General features: G+C 58.1%; 16 protein-coding genes. 4 read left to right on the top strand and 12 right to left on the bottom strand.

Annotation, left to right across the window (positions count from 1 at the left end):
- The coding region (locus H6B10_RS05590) for a hypothetical protein (protein WP_204650565.1) at window positions 1–1244 on the top strand (1244 nt) is incomplete at its 5' end.
- Window positions 1245–1284: 40 nt separating this feature from the next.
- Here H6B10_RS05590 and H6B10_RS05585 read toward each other — a convergent pair.
- The 12 genes from H6B10_RS05585 to H6B10_RS05530 form a co-directional block, all read right to left on the bottom strand.
- On the bottom strand, window positions 1285–3066 hold the full coding sequence (locus H6B10_RS05585) for a hypothetical protein (protein WP_204650564.1): 1782 nt from the start codon (window positions 3064–3066) through the stop codon (window positions 1285–1287).
- Between the two features lie 8 nt (window positions 3067–3074).
- Window positions 3075–3815, bottom strand: a complete 741-nt coding sequence (locus H6B10_RS05580) for an ABC transporter ATP-binding protein (RefSeq protein ID WP_204650563.1) — start codon at window positions 3813–3815, stop codon at window positions 3075–3077.
- Between the two features lie 13 nt (window positions 3816–3828).
- Entirely contained in the window at window positions 3829–4629 is an 801-nt protein-coding gene (locus H6B10_RS05575; protein WP_204650562.1) for an ABC transporter permease, read from the bottom strand.
- Window positions 4630–4651: 22 nt separating this feature from the next.
- A complete protein-coding gene (locus H6B10_RS05570) occupies window positions 4652–5920 on the bottom strand; it encodes a 5-bromo-4-chloroindolyl phosphate hydrolysis family protein (RefSeq protein WP_204650561.1) in 1269 nt (422 codons plus the stop codon).
- A gap of 18 nt (window positions 5921–5938) precedes the next feature.
- The gene (locus H6B10_RS05565) at window positions 5939–7096 is read right to left on the bottom strand and encodes a GDSL-type esterase/lipase family protein (RefSeq protein WP_204650560.1); all 1158 of its coding nucleotides are present in this window, start codon (window positions 7094–7096) and stop codon (window positions 5939–5941) included.
- 195 nt (window positions 7097–7291) lie between these two features.
- Complete coding sequence (locus H6B10_RS05560) at window positions 7292–8056, bottom strand: SDR family NAD(P)-dependent oxidoreductase (protein ID WP_243427271.1); 765 nt, start codon at window positions 8054–8056, stop codon at window positions 7292–7294.
- A gap of 67 nt (window positions 8057–8123) precedes the next feature.
- The gene (locus tag H6B10_RS05555) at window positions 8124–9068 is read right to left on the bottom strand and encodes a TPM domain-containing protein (RefSeq protein WP_204650559.1); all 945 of its coding nucleotides are present in this window, start codon (window positions 9066–9068) and stop codon (window positions 8124–8126) included.
- 9 nt (window positions 9069–9077) lie between these two features.
- On the bottom strand, window positions 9078–9737 hold the full coding sequence (locus H6B10_RS05550) for a LemA family protein (RefSeq protein ID WP_204650558.1): 660 nt from the start codon (window positions 9735–9737) through the stop codon (window positions 9078–9080).
- Between the two features lie 35 nt (window positions 9738–9772).
- Window positions 9773–10948 carry a toxic anion resistance protein gene (locus H6B10_RS05545; protein ID WP_204650557.1) on the bottom strand — a complete coding sequence of 392 codons (1176 nt, stop codon included), beginning with the start codon at window positions 10946–10948 and terminating at the stop codon, window positions 9773–9775.
- Window positions 10949–10978: 30 nt separating this feature from the next.
- Window positions 10979–11608 (bottom strand): 5-bromo-4-chloroindolyl phosphate hydrolysis family protein, encoded by a 630-nt coding sequence (locus H6B10_RS05540; RefSeq protein ID WP_204650555.1) that lies wholly within the window; start codon window positions 11606–11608, stop codon window positions 10979–10981.
- Window positions 11609–11665: 57 nt separating this feature from the next.
- Window positions 11666–12196, bottom strand: a complete 531-nt coding sequence (locus H6B10_RS05535) for a DNA-deoxyinosine glycosylase (RefSeq protein WP_204650553.1) — start codon at window positions 12194–12196, stop codon at window positions 11666–11668.
- Window position 12197: 1 nt separating this feature from the next.
- Complete coding sequence (locus tag H6B10_RS05530; RefSeq protein WP_204650551.1) at window positions 12198–13004, bottom strand: HAD family hydrolase; 807 nt, start codon at window positions 13002–13004, stop codon at window positions 12198–12200.
- A 75-nt stretch (window positions 13005–13079) separates the two neighbouring features.
- Here H6B10_RS05530 and H6B10_RS05525 point away from each other — a divergent pair, with 75 nt between their 5' ends.
- The 3 genes from H6B10_RS05525 to H6B10_RS05515 form a co-directional block, all read left to right on the top strand.
- Window positions 13080–13799, top strand: coding sequence for a hypothetical protein (locus tag H6B10_RS05525; RefSeq protein WP_204650549.1), 720 nt, complete (start codon window positions 13080–13082; stop codon window positions 13797–13799).
- A gap of 62 nt (window positions 13800–13861) precedes the next feature.
- Entirely contained in the window at window positions 13862–15655 is a 1794-nt protein-coding gene (locus H6B10_RS05520) for a peptidoglycan D,D-transpeptidase FtsI family protein (protein WP_204650548.1), read from the top strand.
- A gap of 187 nt (window positions 15656–15842) precedes the next feature.
- On the top strand, window positions 15843–16265 hold a 423-nt coding region (locus H6B10_RS05515), incomplete at its 3' end, for an AAA family ATPase (RefSeq protein WP_243427270.1).

Here is a 16265-nt window from a genome sequence, read left to right as displayed (position 1 = left end):
TTGCCTGGCGTCATAACGGCGCCCCCGCTGCGGCGCTGCGCAGCCTGTGGAAGCAGGAGCATCTGTTGTTCGGAAACTGGAAAGCCGCCGCCCGCCTGCGTCTGGGGCAGTATGCGTTCTGCCTGGGCCTGGCAATCTATGAGTTTATCGTTGTTTTTTGCAACAGCATGGCGCGGGAACAATGGCCCTGGCTGCAAACCCGTCTTTCCCCTGTCTTGGACGTGGTCATGTACCTGGCTCTGTTTGCCAAAATCCTGCTGGGCACCCGTTATAACTGGCGCAGCCTGGGGCTGGCCGGTGCCCTGTACTTTATTGCCCGTTGGGTCTACTTTAACGGGCAGAACATCTGGTTTCTGGGCCTTGTGGTGGTTCTGCTGGCCGCCAAGGATGTACCGCTGCCCCGTGCCATGAAAGCCTTTTTGGGCTGCGGGGTTCCCACCCTGGCCCTGGTGGAAGTACTTCACTTTGCAGGCATTCTGGCACCGGGTGTCACCAGTGAACGCAACGGCAGTTTCCGGCTGATGTTCGGGTACGGCCACCCCAACACTTTTGGGGGCATTGTGTTCGGTCTCGTGCTGGCATGGGTGCTGCTGCGGCGCGCACACCTGCGCTGGGTTGAACTGGCCGCTGTAGCCGCCGTGGGAGTTTTTCTTTTGGTAGGACCTGCCTCCCGTTCCGCTGCATTGTGTACCCTGCTTCTGGCCGTTTTGCTGGCGCTGGTCAAATTGTTGGGTCCCAAACCCGGAAACCGCCTTTCCGCCGGGCTCTCTGCCGCGCTGGTCCCCCTGGTGGGAGCAGTAAGCATGATTTTGCCCCTCTTTGTGGTGAAGATCGGTCCCTGGGCCAATGATATCGGCCCTGCCTGGCTGAAACGGCTGGACGATCTGCTGACCTGCCGCATTTCCCTGTCCTGGGCGGCCTACCGGATCTATGACATCAAAATTGCCGGTCAAATGCTTTACGAATGGCCTTCCATTGATAACATTTTTGTGTATCTGCTCTACCAGTTCGGCCCCGTTCTTCTGCTGCTGGCGGCCTGCCTGATGATGGCAGCACTGTACGTTTATGCTCGGCAGGGTCACTGGCAGGAAGTTGCCTGCCTTGCGGTGATTCTGCTGTACGGGTACATGGAAACCCAGGTACTGCACATTACCAGCGACCCGGCCGCCCTGCTGCTGTGCGGCGCCATCTTTGCCCTGCCGCCTTCCCGCTGGAACGCCCCGGAGAGGCTGACAACCGAATAAAGCACAAAAACGGCTCCGGTTCCCCGGAGCCGTTTTCTCATTATGTCAACGGAATATAATAGATCATGCCGCTTTCGTGCTCGATCACACGGTCCATACCGCAGCCGGCAGCTTCTACCAGCGATTCCAGCGTTTCCTGCTGTTCCTCTACGGCATAGCCATCAAGATCCAGGTAGATGCCTGCCACGCCTTGTGCACGCAGTTCCGCTACCATGGCATCCGGTTCCAGTTCACTGGTCTCGCGGTACCAGATGTCGTTCTCGGTACCATAGCCCGCACCGTAACTGAAGCGCAGCGTATCGCTGTGCAGCGGTCCACGCAACAGCGTGTAGTCCCACATATTGTTGAGGGAGCCGTTCTCAAAATTCTTCATATACGGCAGCTGGAAGACCACCGCATTTTCACCGGCAGTTTCTTCCACCTGTTCCATAAAGGCTTCATCCTGGTACCAGGTGGTCTGCACTTCCTCATATTGTGGGTTGAACAGTCCCTGCTGCTCCCAGTAGCCATACGCCATGACCAGCGTCAGCACCACCGCAAAAATCTGTTTGCGGCGTCCCTGCAGGGTACGCAGCCGCTTTTCGACCCAAAGGCCTACTGCCAGCAGCGCAAAGAAAGCAATATACGGACTGATCCGGTTATACCCACGAATAAACCGCACAAAAATGCCGATGAGACCGCCAAAACTGGCAATGGATGCCAGCAGCAAAGCCGCCACATTCAAGCGGCTGAGCAGCCAGAACCGATCCCCCAGGCGGGGCTGCTCGGTCTTTCCGCTATGCCATACATGGGTTTTGAAAAGCATCACCAGCAAGGCCAAAAAGCCCAGAATACCGACGATTCCCAGATAGCCATAACCGTTTTCGTTATACATAGGGCCTTCGTCTGTGGCCAGCAGATGGAAATACCGCTGCAGCCAGTTGGCCAGTTTATCCCAACCGTACCCATTGGGGGAAAGCAGCAGGCTGCTGATGCGCAGACTGTAAATATCGGCACCGATGGGGCTGCGGTAAACACCGTTGGTCAGGGTGCTTCCCACCCCGGCCAGCTGCCCCAGCACCATGGGGAAAAAGTCCGGGATCATCCAGGCAACGATCTCACCGATGGTAAGCAGACACGGCACACCAGCCGAGAGTCTGCGATCCCGCAGTATCAGGCAAAGCGCTGTAATGCAAAGGAAAAAGCAGGTAAAATACGGATAATAGGCCGCACCGTTATTGGCAATGCCCCAGGCAAAGGCTATAGCCAGCCAGTTGCGCCGGTTGCGGAAAAATCCCTTGCCGGGCCGTCCAAAGGTCGGATCCTCCACACACCACAAGCAAAGCAGCACCGAGAACGGTACGAACTCTACGGCGGCCAGCATCATGTGCCCGGCCAGGCGCTGCTGTACATACGGGCACAGGCCAAAGGTCAGGCCAAAGGCAAACGCCAGCCAGCGGCGCATACCGGCCATACGGAACACCGCATAACCGGCCAGGGCGTTGGCGAAGGGAATCACCAGCACATACAGGTTGAATACCACGCCGGTATCCTTGGTGAACAATCCCACAAAGGCCACAAAGGCATCGTAGATCAGGTCATAGTTGGGCTCATAGGGACTGGGAGGCTGGTAAAAGGGCCACCCCAGGGAACCGGTCAGCTCCCCATAGCTGCGCTGTACCTGCCCCACCCAATAGATACCGTCACCACCGTACAGCATCGGTACATGCCAGTCCAGCCGCCACAACTCAAAAAAGAAATACTCTGTGGCAGCTACCGCCGCAATCAAAAGGAGTACCGTCAGGCACTCCCGCAGAAGGTTTTGTTTTTTGTTCAACGTCATAGGGTTCCTCATTCGCCGCGCTGCATGGCTTCCACATACGCATCGCAGATTTCGGCCGAAGGACCGTCGCCCCGCAGGTGGCCATGGTCAATCCAGATAGCGCGTTTGCACAGCTGCTTGACCTGATTGATGTCGTGGCTGACAAACAACAGCGTGGTACCACCGGAAAGCATTTTCTCCATCCGGTCGTGACATTTTTGCTGGAACATAAAGTCACCTACGGACAAAATCTCGTCACAGGCCAGGATCTGGGCGTCCACTTCGGTGGCAATGGAAAATCCCAGACGGGCAATCATACCGCTGGAATAGTTCTTGACCGGCACATCCACAAAGTCCCACAGTTCGGCAAAATCAATGATATTTTTGAAATGTTCTTCCATGTAATCCCGGTCGTGTCCAAGCACGGCGCCATTGAGAAAAACATTTTCCCGTGCGGTAAGTTCCAGGTCAAAACCGGCGCCCAGTTCGATCAACGGTGCGATCTCGCCATTGACGCGGACGGTGCCGCGGGTCGGGTACATGACCCCTGCAATCAGTTTGAGCATGGTACTTTTACCACTGCCGTTGCGGCCGATCAGCGCCACCGATTCCCCCGGTTCAATGGAGAACGAAACATTTTGCAGGGCATAAAATTCGTTAAAAAACAGCTGGTGTTTGAGCAGCTTGACTGCATACTCTTTAAGCGTCTCGGTTTTTTCCTGCGCCAGGTTGAAGCGCATAGAGACGTCTTGCACCTGAATGATGGGCATAGCGAGCGGCTCCTTACAGATACAGAATGAAGTTACGCTGCAGCTTGCGGAAGGCCGCCAGCCCCAGCACCACCATGACCACCGCACTGGCAATGCAGGCAAACCAGGTATTGGGCCCCGGCACAAAGCCATACATCACCAGGCAGCGCAGGCAGTTGATATAATGATACAACGGATTGAGCTTTACGATCTGCTGCATAAAGCCGGGCAGCTGAGACAGCGGGTAGAACAACGGGGTAGCGTACATCCAGGCCATGGTCAGGATGCCGTACAGATATTGCAGATCCCGGAAATACACCGCCAGCGCCGACAGCAGCAATGCCATGCCGCAGCAGAACAGGAAGAGCAGCAGCAACGGCGCCCACACCAGCAACAGGGTGGGATAAATGGGTGAGCGGGTGATCAGCATGACCAGTACAATGGCCGCCAGGCTGAACAGCAGGTTGACAAAGCTGGAAACCACACGGCTGATGGGGAAAATGAATTTGGGCACATAGACCTTTTTGATCAGGGAAGAATTGCCCAGTACGCTGCCCATACCCATATTGGTACTTTCGTTGAAGAAGTTGAACAGCGTGTTGCCGCAGATCAGATACAGCGGATAATTGGGAATATCAAAGCGGAACATGTACGAAAATACCAGCGTCTGCAGCAGCATCATCAGCAACGGGTTGAGGATGCTCCAGACATACCCCAGAAAGCTGCGGCGGTACTTGACTTTCAGGTCACGCGTGACCAGTTCACGAATCAAGGGTCGGTACTTGGTAAAGTGGCCCCAGCTGGTGCGCAGCTGGCCGGCGTGTTGTTGTTGCATGGGTTCGAATCTCTCCCCTGTTTTACAGTTTGAACGGCGTGTCGCCGGCCAGGCCGTCGGCGCGCAGCATATTTTCCATCACGTCAATATCGGCGCTTACATCCATGGCATCCTCCTGGAACAGCTGATCCAGCTGTGTTTCAAAGGCATGCACCAGAGTATCCATCGTCTGCTCGATACGGCGTTTGGACTCGCTGATGTTTTCCCCTTCCACGCCCTGGGCATCCAGTTCCGCGTAGGTCTGCAAAAGCTTCAGCGAAGTGGGCAGATAATAGTCCATAAATTTGCGCATACGGGGCAGCTTGTCCGGGTCGGACTTGGCCTGGTCAAAAATTTTGGCCGAAACCGCTTCCAACCGGCTGATTTTATCGCTCATCTCTTCGTCCGGGATGGCATCGTTGACACTGCGCAGCGCATCCAGAATCGCCTGGTACTGGTCTTTTTCGGGGCGGGTCATCTCTGCGGGCTTTTCCGGCGGCTTCTGCGGTTCCGGTGCAGGGGCTTTGCCCTCTACCACCAGATACCGGCCACGCATATCCAGGTATGCTTCGGGCCCGAACACGCCGTCATCAATGCAGTTTTCCAGGTGCTTGCAGCATTTTTCATAGCTGCAGGGAATCGAGGCTGCAATATCCTCAATGGCCATGTACTTGGAATCGCCCACAATGTTGTCGATCTTTTTGCGCATACGGCGGTTGGTGCGCACCGTATGGGCACCGAACAAACAGCCCACGCCACCGGTCAGCATCATCAGCACCGGGATCATTTCTTCCAGCAGCCAGGGCCAGTAATAGCCCCCTTCTGCCAGCGCGTCGGGCAGCCAGTACATGCCGTCCGGCAGTGCCAGCAACCCCACTGCCAACAGGGCAATGCCTGTAATGGTCAGGCCGGTCACCAGACCGGACCCCTGGACATTGGCGGACTTGGCCTTTTTCTTGCGGGACTTTTTCTGTTGTGTTGCAGTCGCCTGGAACGCAGCCTGGTCTGCGCTATTCCGGGTGTAAACCGGTGCAACATTCCAGTCCATAGTGGCACGGGTCTTTTGCCGGGCAGCCTGTTCAAAGCCGCCCAGCCGCCCCTTGCGCATGGCGCTGTTGAGCGCAATAAAGATGAATCCCAGCGGCCACCACACCACAAAGCCGATTACAATGGCCCACCAGGGAAACTGGAACGGGCCGTCGCCGCGGTGGTATTCGCCCTCTTTGCTGTAAAGGTTCTGATAGCGGTTGCCGCTGCCGCTGTAGGGATGGTCGGGATCAGTGTAACGCGGTTCTTCCTCCGGTTTTGGCATATTCTCTCCTCTTTCGACTCAGGGAATATCCGCCAGCAGCTGTTTCAGATCGTCGGTCAGATAGTAGGTGCTGCCGGCCTGATACGGATTGTTTTTGTTGTAAGGCACATGGGTGCAGAGATAGCTGACCCATTTGTTATAGCCCGAAACCGTCAGGTGGATGCCGTCCGGCTGGGCATAGTCGCTGAGCAGGTAGCCCGATTCATCGCTGAATTCTGCATTCAGGTCCAGGAAATAGAGTCCCCGCTCGGCACACAGGCTCTGAATGGCCGCATTGATGGTCGCCAGCCGGTCAGGGGCCAGGCCGGGCGCATCGGAGGCGACAGTCTCCTGGGTGGCTGACAGAATGGACTGCACAAAAATTGCCGTATTGGGCAGCGCCGTACGCAGCTCGTCCAGCATGCGGGCGTAATAATTCAGGAAGCTCTCATCGTTGCCCGTCTGCACCAGTGCGTTGGTTCCAATGAGGATATAGAGCTTGGCCGGCTGCGCATTGGTCAGCACATCCATGGCCACTTCATCGCCCCGGTCGGGGTTCTTGGCGGTGGTGCGGTTCACGATGGTATTGGGGCTGACGCCTTCATACCCGCAGATCAGCGCCCCGCCCACATCAATATTATATTCGTTCTCACAGAAACCGGCGGTGAGAGAATCGCCCAGGAAAGCCGCATCGGCAAACCAGGAGGTATCCACCCGCCCGAATTCCGGCAGTGCCGCAGGGTCCGCCGGCAAGGCAGTATAGGTATAACCGCCTTCTTCGGTCTGCTGGGTCGGGCCCACACTGCCCCAGTTGATGGCCTGGGATGCGGTGGTATTCTGTTCGCCGCTGCCGCCATAGGGCAGCGGTGCCACCAGCTGTGCCGACCCGGTCTGGGCAGACTCGGCAGGCGTTTGTTCCCCGGTAACACTTTTGGGCAGAAGAATCGTGATGATGCCGGAAAGCAGCAAAATGCCCCCCATCGTACCCAAAGCCAGGGTACGGCGGCGGCGACGGCGGCGTTCCCGCGCGCGGCGCGCTGCTGCACGCTGCTGTTCCGGTGTAAGCGGCGGCCGACGGCGTGGCTGGGCCGCGGCAGGACGAGGTTCGGGACGCGCCCATCCTTCCTGCCAGTCGTATTGATTTTGCGGCCGGGTCCGACGTGAACGGTCCGGCCGTGGACGTTGCGGGGTCGGCATTGGCGATCCTCCCTCCTCCGCAGGCAAAATTGCATATATTCAGTATGATTATACCACAATTGCAGCGATAAAAACAGGGGCAAATCCAAGATTTTGCCGCCTTACACTTTCAGGGCATAGTGCCTCGCCGCTTTTTTCGATACAACGGCAAAATCATCCATTTGCGCGCTCATTCCGCGCCTGCCTTTTTCCGTTTTAACGGCTGATTTTGCGCTTTTGCTGGTATTCCGCCATACGGATCAGCACACCGCGCGGCACCAGATGACTCATTGCCATACCCGCTGCCATCAGCGGCCCCGGCACAATGACCGTTTTGTGCCGGCGCATTCCCGCCAGGGCACGCCGCACACAGTAGGCAGCTGAGATACCGGGCAAAGCAAACCGTACATTGGCCACCTTATTAAACTCGGTATCCACAGGGCCCGGGCACAGGCACCCTACATAGACGGAACTGCCCTGGGAACGCAGTTCTTCTGCCGTCGCGCAGGTCAAACTGACCACATAGGACTTGGTGGCATAGTAGGTTGCCATATAAGGTCCGGCGGGAAGCAGCCCTGCGGAGGACCCCACATTGAGCAGCGCGCCGCTCCCCTGCCGCTGCATTTTCTGCAAAATGCCTTTTGTCAGAATGTGAAGCGCCCGGACGTTTACATCCAGCATTTCCAGCTCTTTCTCCAGATCTGTTTCCAGAAAGCAGCCGCATTCCCCAAAACCGGCGTTGTTCACAAACAGATCCACCCGGCGTTGTTCCAACGCTTGCAGCAGACGGCTGCATTCCGTCGTTTGGGAAAGGTCTGCCGGGAAAATCTCACATGCACAGGGCAATTCCGCCGCAAGCTGTTGCAGGCGTCCCCGTCGGCGGGCCACCAGCATCAGGTCGTATCCCTGTGCCGAGAGTTGTCGCGCAAATTCAGCGCCAATACCGGAACTGGCCCCGGTAATTACTGCAAAGTGAGGCATAAAAGCTTCCTCCTGTGATACACAAAACCGGCCCGCCATGGGCGGACCGGTCAACGGGTATTGCAATTTACCGGCGGCGTCCTACGCCACCGCCACGGCTGGAACCGCCACCCGGACGGAAACCGCCGGAACGGCCACCACCGCCAAAACCACCGGGGCGCGGGCCGCCAAAGCCACCGCCACGCGGCGGACGCGGACCACCAAAGCCACCAGGCCCGGGGCCAAAGCCTGGCGGCGGGGGCGGCGGATACCGGGGACGACGCGGCCGCGATGCACGGCCCAAACCGTACCAGAACAGCGCATTGCCCATGCCGCCGCCACCGCTGCGCGGAGGACGCGGGCCGGGGCCGGGACCCCGGGGGCTGTTCAGACTGATAATGACAAAAACCGCCAGCAGCACCGCACCCAGAATCAACACAACCGCCACCGGGCTGATGCCGCCGCTGCTGCTCTGCTGCACAGGGGCCTGGGCCGCATTATCCAGCGTGGAAGTGGGAATCCCGTACACGCTGCACAACTTTTCGGCAATGGCGCGAACCGTCTGCTGGGTGCCGGTATCGTAATCTCCGGTCACCCAGTTAGGTTCCAGTTCCTCGTCAAGAATGGTGCCCAGTGTGCTGATGGTCAGCTGAGTTTCCAGCCCTGCGCCCCGGGTCACATAATAATCATCTTCCCCGGGGACCAGCAGCAACAGCACACCGTTATCCTTATCCGCCGAACCAAGGCCCCAGGCGTTCAGCACATCATAGGCGTAGCCTTCCATGGTAGAGTTTCCGATATAATCGGTGGTGTATACGCCGATCTGCGCACCACAGGTATCCTGCAGCGCAACCGAGATGCTCTCCACATATTCTTCCGTCTGTGCGGAAAGAATTTCCGCGTAGTCATTGACCGCCGTGTTGGGGTCCAGTTCCGGCGCCGCCAAAGCAGGGGTTGCACCGGCGGCCAGCAGGCACAGTACCGCAGCAGCTGTCACCGTGCGCCGGGCCAGTTGTTGAATCACCTGTTTCATTTTTCATTCCTATCCGTTGATGGTGTCCGCAGGCGCAAAGCTCTGCAAGGAATCCGCGCCCCACAAACCGGCCAGCAGATTGGCCGGGAACGCAGAAATCGTTTCGTTATAAGCCTCGGCCTTCTGGTTATAGTCTGCCGCCGCCCGCTGGATGGTAGCCTGGGCGGATGTATAGCTGCTGTACAGATCATCCAGCTGGCCCTTGGCTTTGGCATCAGCCTCATCAGCGGCGGCAGTATACAGGATATCCACCGCACCGGTCAGCGTGGTATTCAATTCATACTGCACTGCAGGCTGCCCCGCGTCCGACTGGGCATTCCAGGCATCCAAAGCTGCCTGGGCCGTCTGCACATCCGCGTCATCCTGCCCCAGCACATTGCCCGCCACCCGGATCAGGCTGGCGGCTGCATCGGCACCCGTGGCAAAATCCCCCTGAATGCTGTGGCCGTACTCATCCTGTTGTGCGGAGTATACCCGTGCCGTGCTGCTGCGCAGCCCTGCAAGGCGTGCCCCGCCAATGCCCACTACCGATACCAGGGTCAGCCCCACCAATACCAGGGCTGCCACCGGGCGCTTTTTAGCCGGCTGCGGCAGCTTGGTTTCGATCTCGCCCAGAATTTCCAGCTGGGGGCCGTGGATCGTAAAAGTTTCCTGTTGTTCGAGCTGCATAGCTGCTCCTCTTGGGCGGAAAACCGCCTACACGATCAATTGTTGATTTCCAGCAGTTTGGCGCGCAGTTCGCCTTCGATGCGTCCCAGTTCCTGCTCGGCATTGGCACGCTTGGCCTTGCCGTCGGCACGGATCTTGTTCAGCTCGTCCAGCGTTTCGATCAGCTGCTTGTTGGTCTGCTGCAGCGTTTCGATATCCACAATGCCGCGCTCCGATTCCTTGGCAATGTCGATGGTTCCCTGCTTGAGGGTCGCCGCATTGCGCTTGAGCAATTCGTTGGTTGCGTCGGTAACGGCGCGCTCTGCCTTCATGGCTTCCTGGCTGTGGGCAATGCCCAGGGCCAGCACCATCTGGTTTTTCCACAAAGGAATGGTGTTGACGATGGTGGTCTGGATCTTCTCCGCCATGAGGGTATCGTTGGACTGGATCAGGCGGATCTGCGGGCCCATTTGGATGGACACATTGCGGGTCAGTTCCAGATCATACAGTTTCTTTTCAAAACGATCGCAAAGGTCCGCCAGATCCCGGGCCGCCTGGGCGTCCTCCGGCAGCTGGGTGCGCTGGGCTTTTTCCTGCGCGGCCTTCAGCTCATTGGCCCGCACCGAGGCCAGCTTTTTCTTGCCGGCCAGGATATACATGGTCAGTTCCTTGAAATAGACCAGATTCAGCTGGTACATCTTGTCCAGCATGGTGATATCTTTCATCAGTGTGACCTGATGATCTTCCAGCTGGGCACGGATGCGCTCCACGTTTTTGTCGGCGCTTTCGTAGCGGGTCTTGAGCTGCTCGATGTTGTTGCTTGCCTTTTTGAAGAAGCCGAAAATGCCCTTGGGCTGCTCGGCATTGGCATCAAAGCCCTGCAGCTCGGTAATCAGGCTGGTGATCAGGTCGCCGGTCTCGCCCATGTCCTTGGTTTTCACGCGGGAGAGTGCCGTCTCGGAAAAATCGCTGAGTTTCTTCTGGCTGGCAGCACCGTACTGCAGCACCAGCTGGGAATTGGTGATGTCGATTTTTTCGGCAAAATCATCCACCATCTTCTGTTCTTCGGGGCTGAGCGGAGTATCCTCCACCTTGACCGGCTCCGCTTTCTTCACTTCTTCCACCACTTTTTCATCGGCGGCAGGGTCCAGCGTCAGGCTCGGCGCCGGGGCGGCGTCAAAGGTCAGGGTCGGCGTTGCATCGAGTTCCAGTTCCTTGTTCAGGTCAGCCATGATGGTTTCTTCCTTTCTCCTCTGTCATTGTTATTTTGCCAGATTCTGGCTTTTCAAAATGCTGTCCAGCACTTCAATGTCGGTAGAAATATCCAGCGCTTCCGCACTGTACAGTGCATCCAGCTGGTTTTCAAATGCCGTAGCGGTAGTTTCGGCATTGCCGCGCAGTTCCGCAATGATCTGGGCGGCATTTTCGCCTTTTACACCGTTCTTTTCCAGATTCACATAGGCACTCATCAGCTTGACGACCTCGGGCAGATAGTACCGTGCAAAACGGTCGATCTGGGGTGCCTTGTCGGGGGCATTTTCCACCACCGCAACAATGCTGCGGCCTGCTTTTTCCATGCGGTTCATCGCCTGGGAAAGCTGCGCATCGGGGATGGCATCGTTCAGCGTGTGCAGTGCGTCCAGATTGGAAGCAATCCCGGTCAGCATGGCATCCACATCTTCACTGCCGGTGGCGTAGGGTACCAGCTTGCGCACCACCCGCATGGGACAAAAATACCGTGCCGCCCCGTAAACGACCACACTGCATACCGCCACAAGGATCAGGTTGGCCAGCTTATAAGGCGGGAACACCAAAGATGCAACCGGCCAGGTAACTGCCGCCAGATACAGCGGCAGCACCGGCCGTACCTGTTTTTCCTCCCACTTGCTCATGGCGCGTTTCCTCCTGATGGAATAATAGACCCATTATAGAACAAAACTGACAGTGTTTCAACCGTCCATATGTAAAAAAGGTGCTAACGATTCGCCCCAGGCACGGCACAGTTTTTCCAGCGACCATGCCGCATTGGCAGGGCTGGTACTGGGCAAAACCGTGGCAGGCAGCCCGGTGGAAGGCTGGGCATAACGGGCGTATACCCGGCCCGAAGCCGCCCCGTTGCAGAACACCGCCTGCACCCCCAGGCGGCGGATCAGCGCCGCCACATCATTGGGTTCCACATGACGGATGGACGCATCGGAGGCACCGCGGATATCGCAGGCGCCGATGGTGTCCCACACAGCCAGACCGTGGCGCAGAATGATTGCTTTTTTCGCCTCAATATCATCCCAGGCGGGTGTGGGTTCCCCCGTAAGTATTGCCATCATCGGCCAGAAGCGATTCTGCGGGTGGCCGTAGAAAAATCCCTGTTCCCGGCTTTTGGGGCTTGGGAAACTGCCTAAGATCAAGGCACCTGCCCGCTGACCGTGCAGCGGCGGAAGTCCCGGCCCCACATGGGTATAAGCAGCTTTGGTCACAGCCATCTCAAAATGCCTCCGGCCAAAGGCTGCGGCAAAGTTCCGCCACACCAAAGGGAGCCGCATCCGGCCCCACCTGATCTGCAGCATTTTTGGCTGCTTCGCTGCCGTTGGCCATGGCAATGCCCCGCCCGGCCGCCTGCAGCATGGATACATCGTTGTCGCCGTCGCCCACGGCCACACATTCCGCCGGGGTCAGACCGGCCAGCTGGGCCAGTTCACACAGACCGCAGCCTTTGTTTACCCCGGATTGGGTAATATCGCATCCGTCACTGCCCGGATAGGAGTACAGGAATTGCAGCCCCAGGTAGCCGTATTTTTGGGCAAACTGTTCTGCCCGCTCCCGCGGCACAAACCCAAACGCCCCAAACGGCATTTCCACCAGATGATGATCCTGGTCCTCGCCATCCACAATATTATTGTGCAGATTTTTGGCTTTTTCCCGCGCGGCAAACTCTTCATAACCAATATAGGCATAATTGGCATCATGGAAGGTGAACCGCAGCGGCAGTTCGTAATCCTCAAAAAAATCCACCAGGGCGTACATTTCCTCATTGGTCAGGCGATGCAGGGCCAGGTCGTTCCCCTTGCCGTCCAGCAGCTGGGCACCGCCGGCGCAAACCCAATAGTCCGGGCGGATGGACCGGAGCAGGCCTTTGCCCACCCCGGTGCGTCCACGGCCCGTGGCAATGGCAATTTTGACGCCCGCGCGCTGTACCGCATTGACCGCCTCGGCATTTTCCCGGGGGATGCGCTCACACTGATCCGGACGCAGGGTACCGTCTATATCCAAAAGCAACAGCTTGTATTTCATAGTTATTTCCTCCCGGGGGTATTATAACAAAGTCTACCGCTCCCCCGCAAGGCATATTGTAAACAGGGGTGATGCATGATGCACGGCGGATTGGAATTGGCGCGCCCGCGCCGGCACAAAATCCGGCTTTGGGTATGGCTTATACTGTTGGCCGCCCTGTTACTGATCTGGTTTTTTCCGCGGCTGGCCGCTGTCTGCCCGGCCAAACTGCACCATTGGGACGAAGCACTGGGGAACTTTCTGCTGCCACGGTACACCGAACGATTGGCGGAGCTTACAGAGCAAAACGCCGTCCTGCACAGTCAGTTGGCCGCAGCCCGGGACGCCCTGACGGAAAATGAAGCTTTCCGCAGCCTGACCGGATGCGGCCGGGCGGAGGGCAGCTGGCAGCCGGGGCAGGTGGTTGTACGCCGCGCCCATAGTGTGACCCTCTCCTGTACCGGCCAGGAAGGCGCAGCCGTGCTTGATCCCCAGGGGCGGTATGCGGGGCGGGTCACCCGCAGCGGTACCAACGACACCTGCGAAGTCACCCTGGTGGGCGCGGAAGATTTTTCCTGCGCCGGGCTGGCGGGCGGTTATGCCGGACTGCTGGAATATTCCGGCGACTGGACCCTGACCGCCCTGCCCGCCGACTGCGGGCTGAGCGCCGGCACCCCCGTTACAACACCGGGCGGTTACTGGCTGGGCACCCTGGCCGCCGCCCCGCAACCCGACGAGGATGGTCTGACCGCCTGTGCCCCGTTGACTGACACGGCAGATTTGAGCAGTACGGTCTTTTTTGTAAAAATTGGATAGTGGATTGCCATTTTGACAAAAATCGCCTATACTGTGTATATGATCAAGGGAGGTGTGGTGTCATGGCAAAGCCAAAGCGCGAATCCGCGCGGGGGCACGGGCGGATCGCCGTGCTGCTGGTGCTGTGCTGCCTTGTATTTTTGGCTTTTTTTGCACGGTTGGCCTGGATGCAGTTTGCCATGGCAGACCACTATGCGGAAAAAGTAGCCGAGGCCAGTTCAGCCAGCTACACCATAGAACAGCACGCGGCACGGGGTACCATTACCGACCGCAACGGCACGGTACTGGCGCGGGACACCACCGTATACGATCTGTATTTGCGGGTTCCCGCCCCGCCGGGAAGTGATTTACAACAAACCGTACAAACAGTGCAGGCCATCATAGGCGGCAAGGATGTGGAAACACAACTTGCCGCCTTTTGTTCTGCCGTTTCGGCGGGGGAACTTCTGGTAGCGGAATCTTTGGACGATGAAAGTATGGCGGTCATTTACAAGGCCGGGTTGGTACAAAACGGTGCGGTCCGCCTGGCTGCACGCGGGGAGCGTACCTGGCCGGAGGGTTCCCTGCTGCCCCATGCCCTGGGTTTTACCGGGGCCATTACCGCCGAGCAATGGCCCGCCGCCCAGGAAAAAGGGCTGGCTATGGACAGCATCATCGGCCAGAGCGGACTGGAAGCCGCTTACGATGACCTGCTGCGGGGGCAGGACGGCCAGCTGCTGATCAACACCGGGCTGGACGGCGCCGTGCGCACCACTATACAGAAAAGCTCCCCCATCCCCGGTTCCACCCTGGTGCTGACCCTGGACGCCGACCTGCAAGGCGCCCTGCAGGCCGCCTTGCGGGACCAGATCCTCCACTTGCAGACCACTGCCGCACCGGGTGGTGGGCGGGAAGCCCGTGCCGGGGCAGCCATTGTGGTGGATGTAAAAACCGGCGGGATTCTGGCTGCCGCCAACTGGCCGGGTTATAATCTGAACAACTACCGCAGTGATTATTCCACCCTGGCGGCAGAGGAAACCGCGCCCTTGCTGGACCGCGTTTTTCAGGGGTTGTACGCACCGGGGTCCGCCTTCAAACCGGCCGTGGCTGCCGCCGCTCTTTCGGCCGGGTTTGACGCCTCCGACACGGTCAATTGTACCGGCCGATACCTGTATTACAGCGGTTACCAGCCCGGCTGCCTGCAATACGGCCACGCCGGGCCGGTGGATATGCGCACCGCACTGGAACACAGCTGCAATATCTTTTTCTATGATGTAGGGCGCCGTCTGGGGGTGGATGCCTTCAGCACCATGGCCAGACAACTGGGGCTGGCTGCTTCCACCGGTGCCGAAGTAAACGAAGCGTCCGGTCGACTGACCTGGTCCGATGATGAAAATTTTCAGGCAGGGCTTACACTGATGGCTGCCATCGGCCAGGGTAATACTGCCGTGACCCCTGCCCAACTGGCGGTATATGCCGCCACGCTGACCAATTACGGGCAGCGCCCCACCTTGCACTTTGCCGACCACGCGCAAAACCCTGCCACCGGGGAAATCGTATGGCAGTATGAGCCGCAGTTTACCACCGTGGAAGGCGGTGACGCTGTGTTCGGACCCATCCGGGACGGCATGAAACGCATGGCCCAGACCAACCGCTATTTGCGGGAAGCCCCCGTAGTGTGTGCCGCCAAAACCGGCAGCCCGCAGCTGGCCGATACGTTGTCCAACGGCACCCACTATGTAAATTCCGTGTTGATCGGCTATGCGCCTGCCGATGACCCGCAGATTGCCGTGGCCGTGGTTTTGGAGTACGGCGGCGGCGGTTCCAACGCCACACCGGTCCTGCGCGCCGTACTGGACGAATATTTTACCAGATAAATCATACTTTTATGCACCATTATTCCATATTTTGTACAGCATTCTAAACAGTTCCTTGTTAAAACGTTCAAAAATGCGTGTTTTTTTTTAATCAAAAAGTCAGTTGTCCCCACGTAGAAAGTGTGCTAGAATATGAATGAGATAGTGTCGCGGTTCTGTGCGGCCAACAAATACAGGAGGCGCACCCTTGAACGCACAATGTATCATGATCTGTTCCGGCAAAGGCGGCACCGGTAAAAGTACGGTTTCGGTTTTGCTGGGTGCCGGTCTGGCGCGTCTTGGCCGCAAAGTACTGCTGGTGGAACTGGATTCCGGCCTGCGCAGTGTGGATATTATCGCCGGCGTATATGGCCGTACTGTTTATGATATTGAGGATGTTCTCTGCGGTCGGTGCGAGGGCAACAAAGCTATCGTCCCCAGTCCGCTGTATCCCGGGCTTTCGGTCATCAGCGCACCTTATGAAGGCGGCGCAGTGGACGCCGCCCCCCTGGGGCGCCTGCTGATGGCCATGCGCCCGTATTTTGATTTTGTGCTGTTGGACACCGCTGCCGGTATGGGGGCTCCCTTTACCGCGGCGGCCGCAGTGGCGGACAAAGCGCTGCTGGTGCTG

The sequence above is a fragment of the Gemmiger formicilis genome (assembly GCF_016901605.1).
Classification (GTDB): Bacteria; Bacillota; Clostridia; order Oscillospirales; family Ruminococcaceae; genus Gemmiger; species Gemmiger formicilis_B.
Note: the sequence above shows the minus strand (reverse complement) of the source record. Positions and strands in the feature narration are given on the sequence as shown.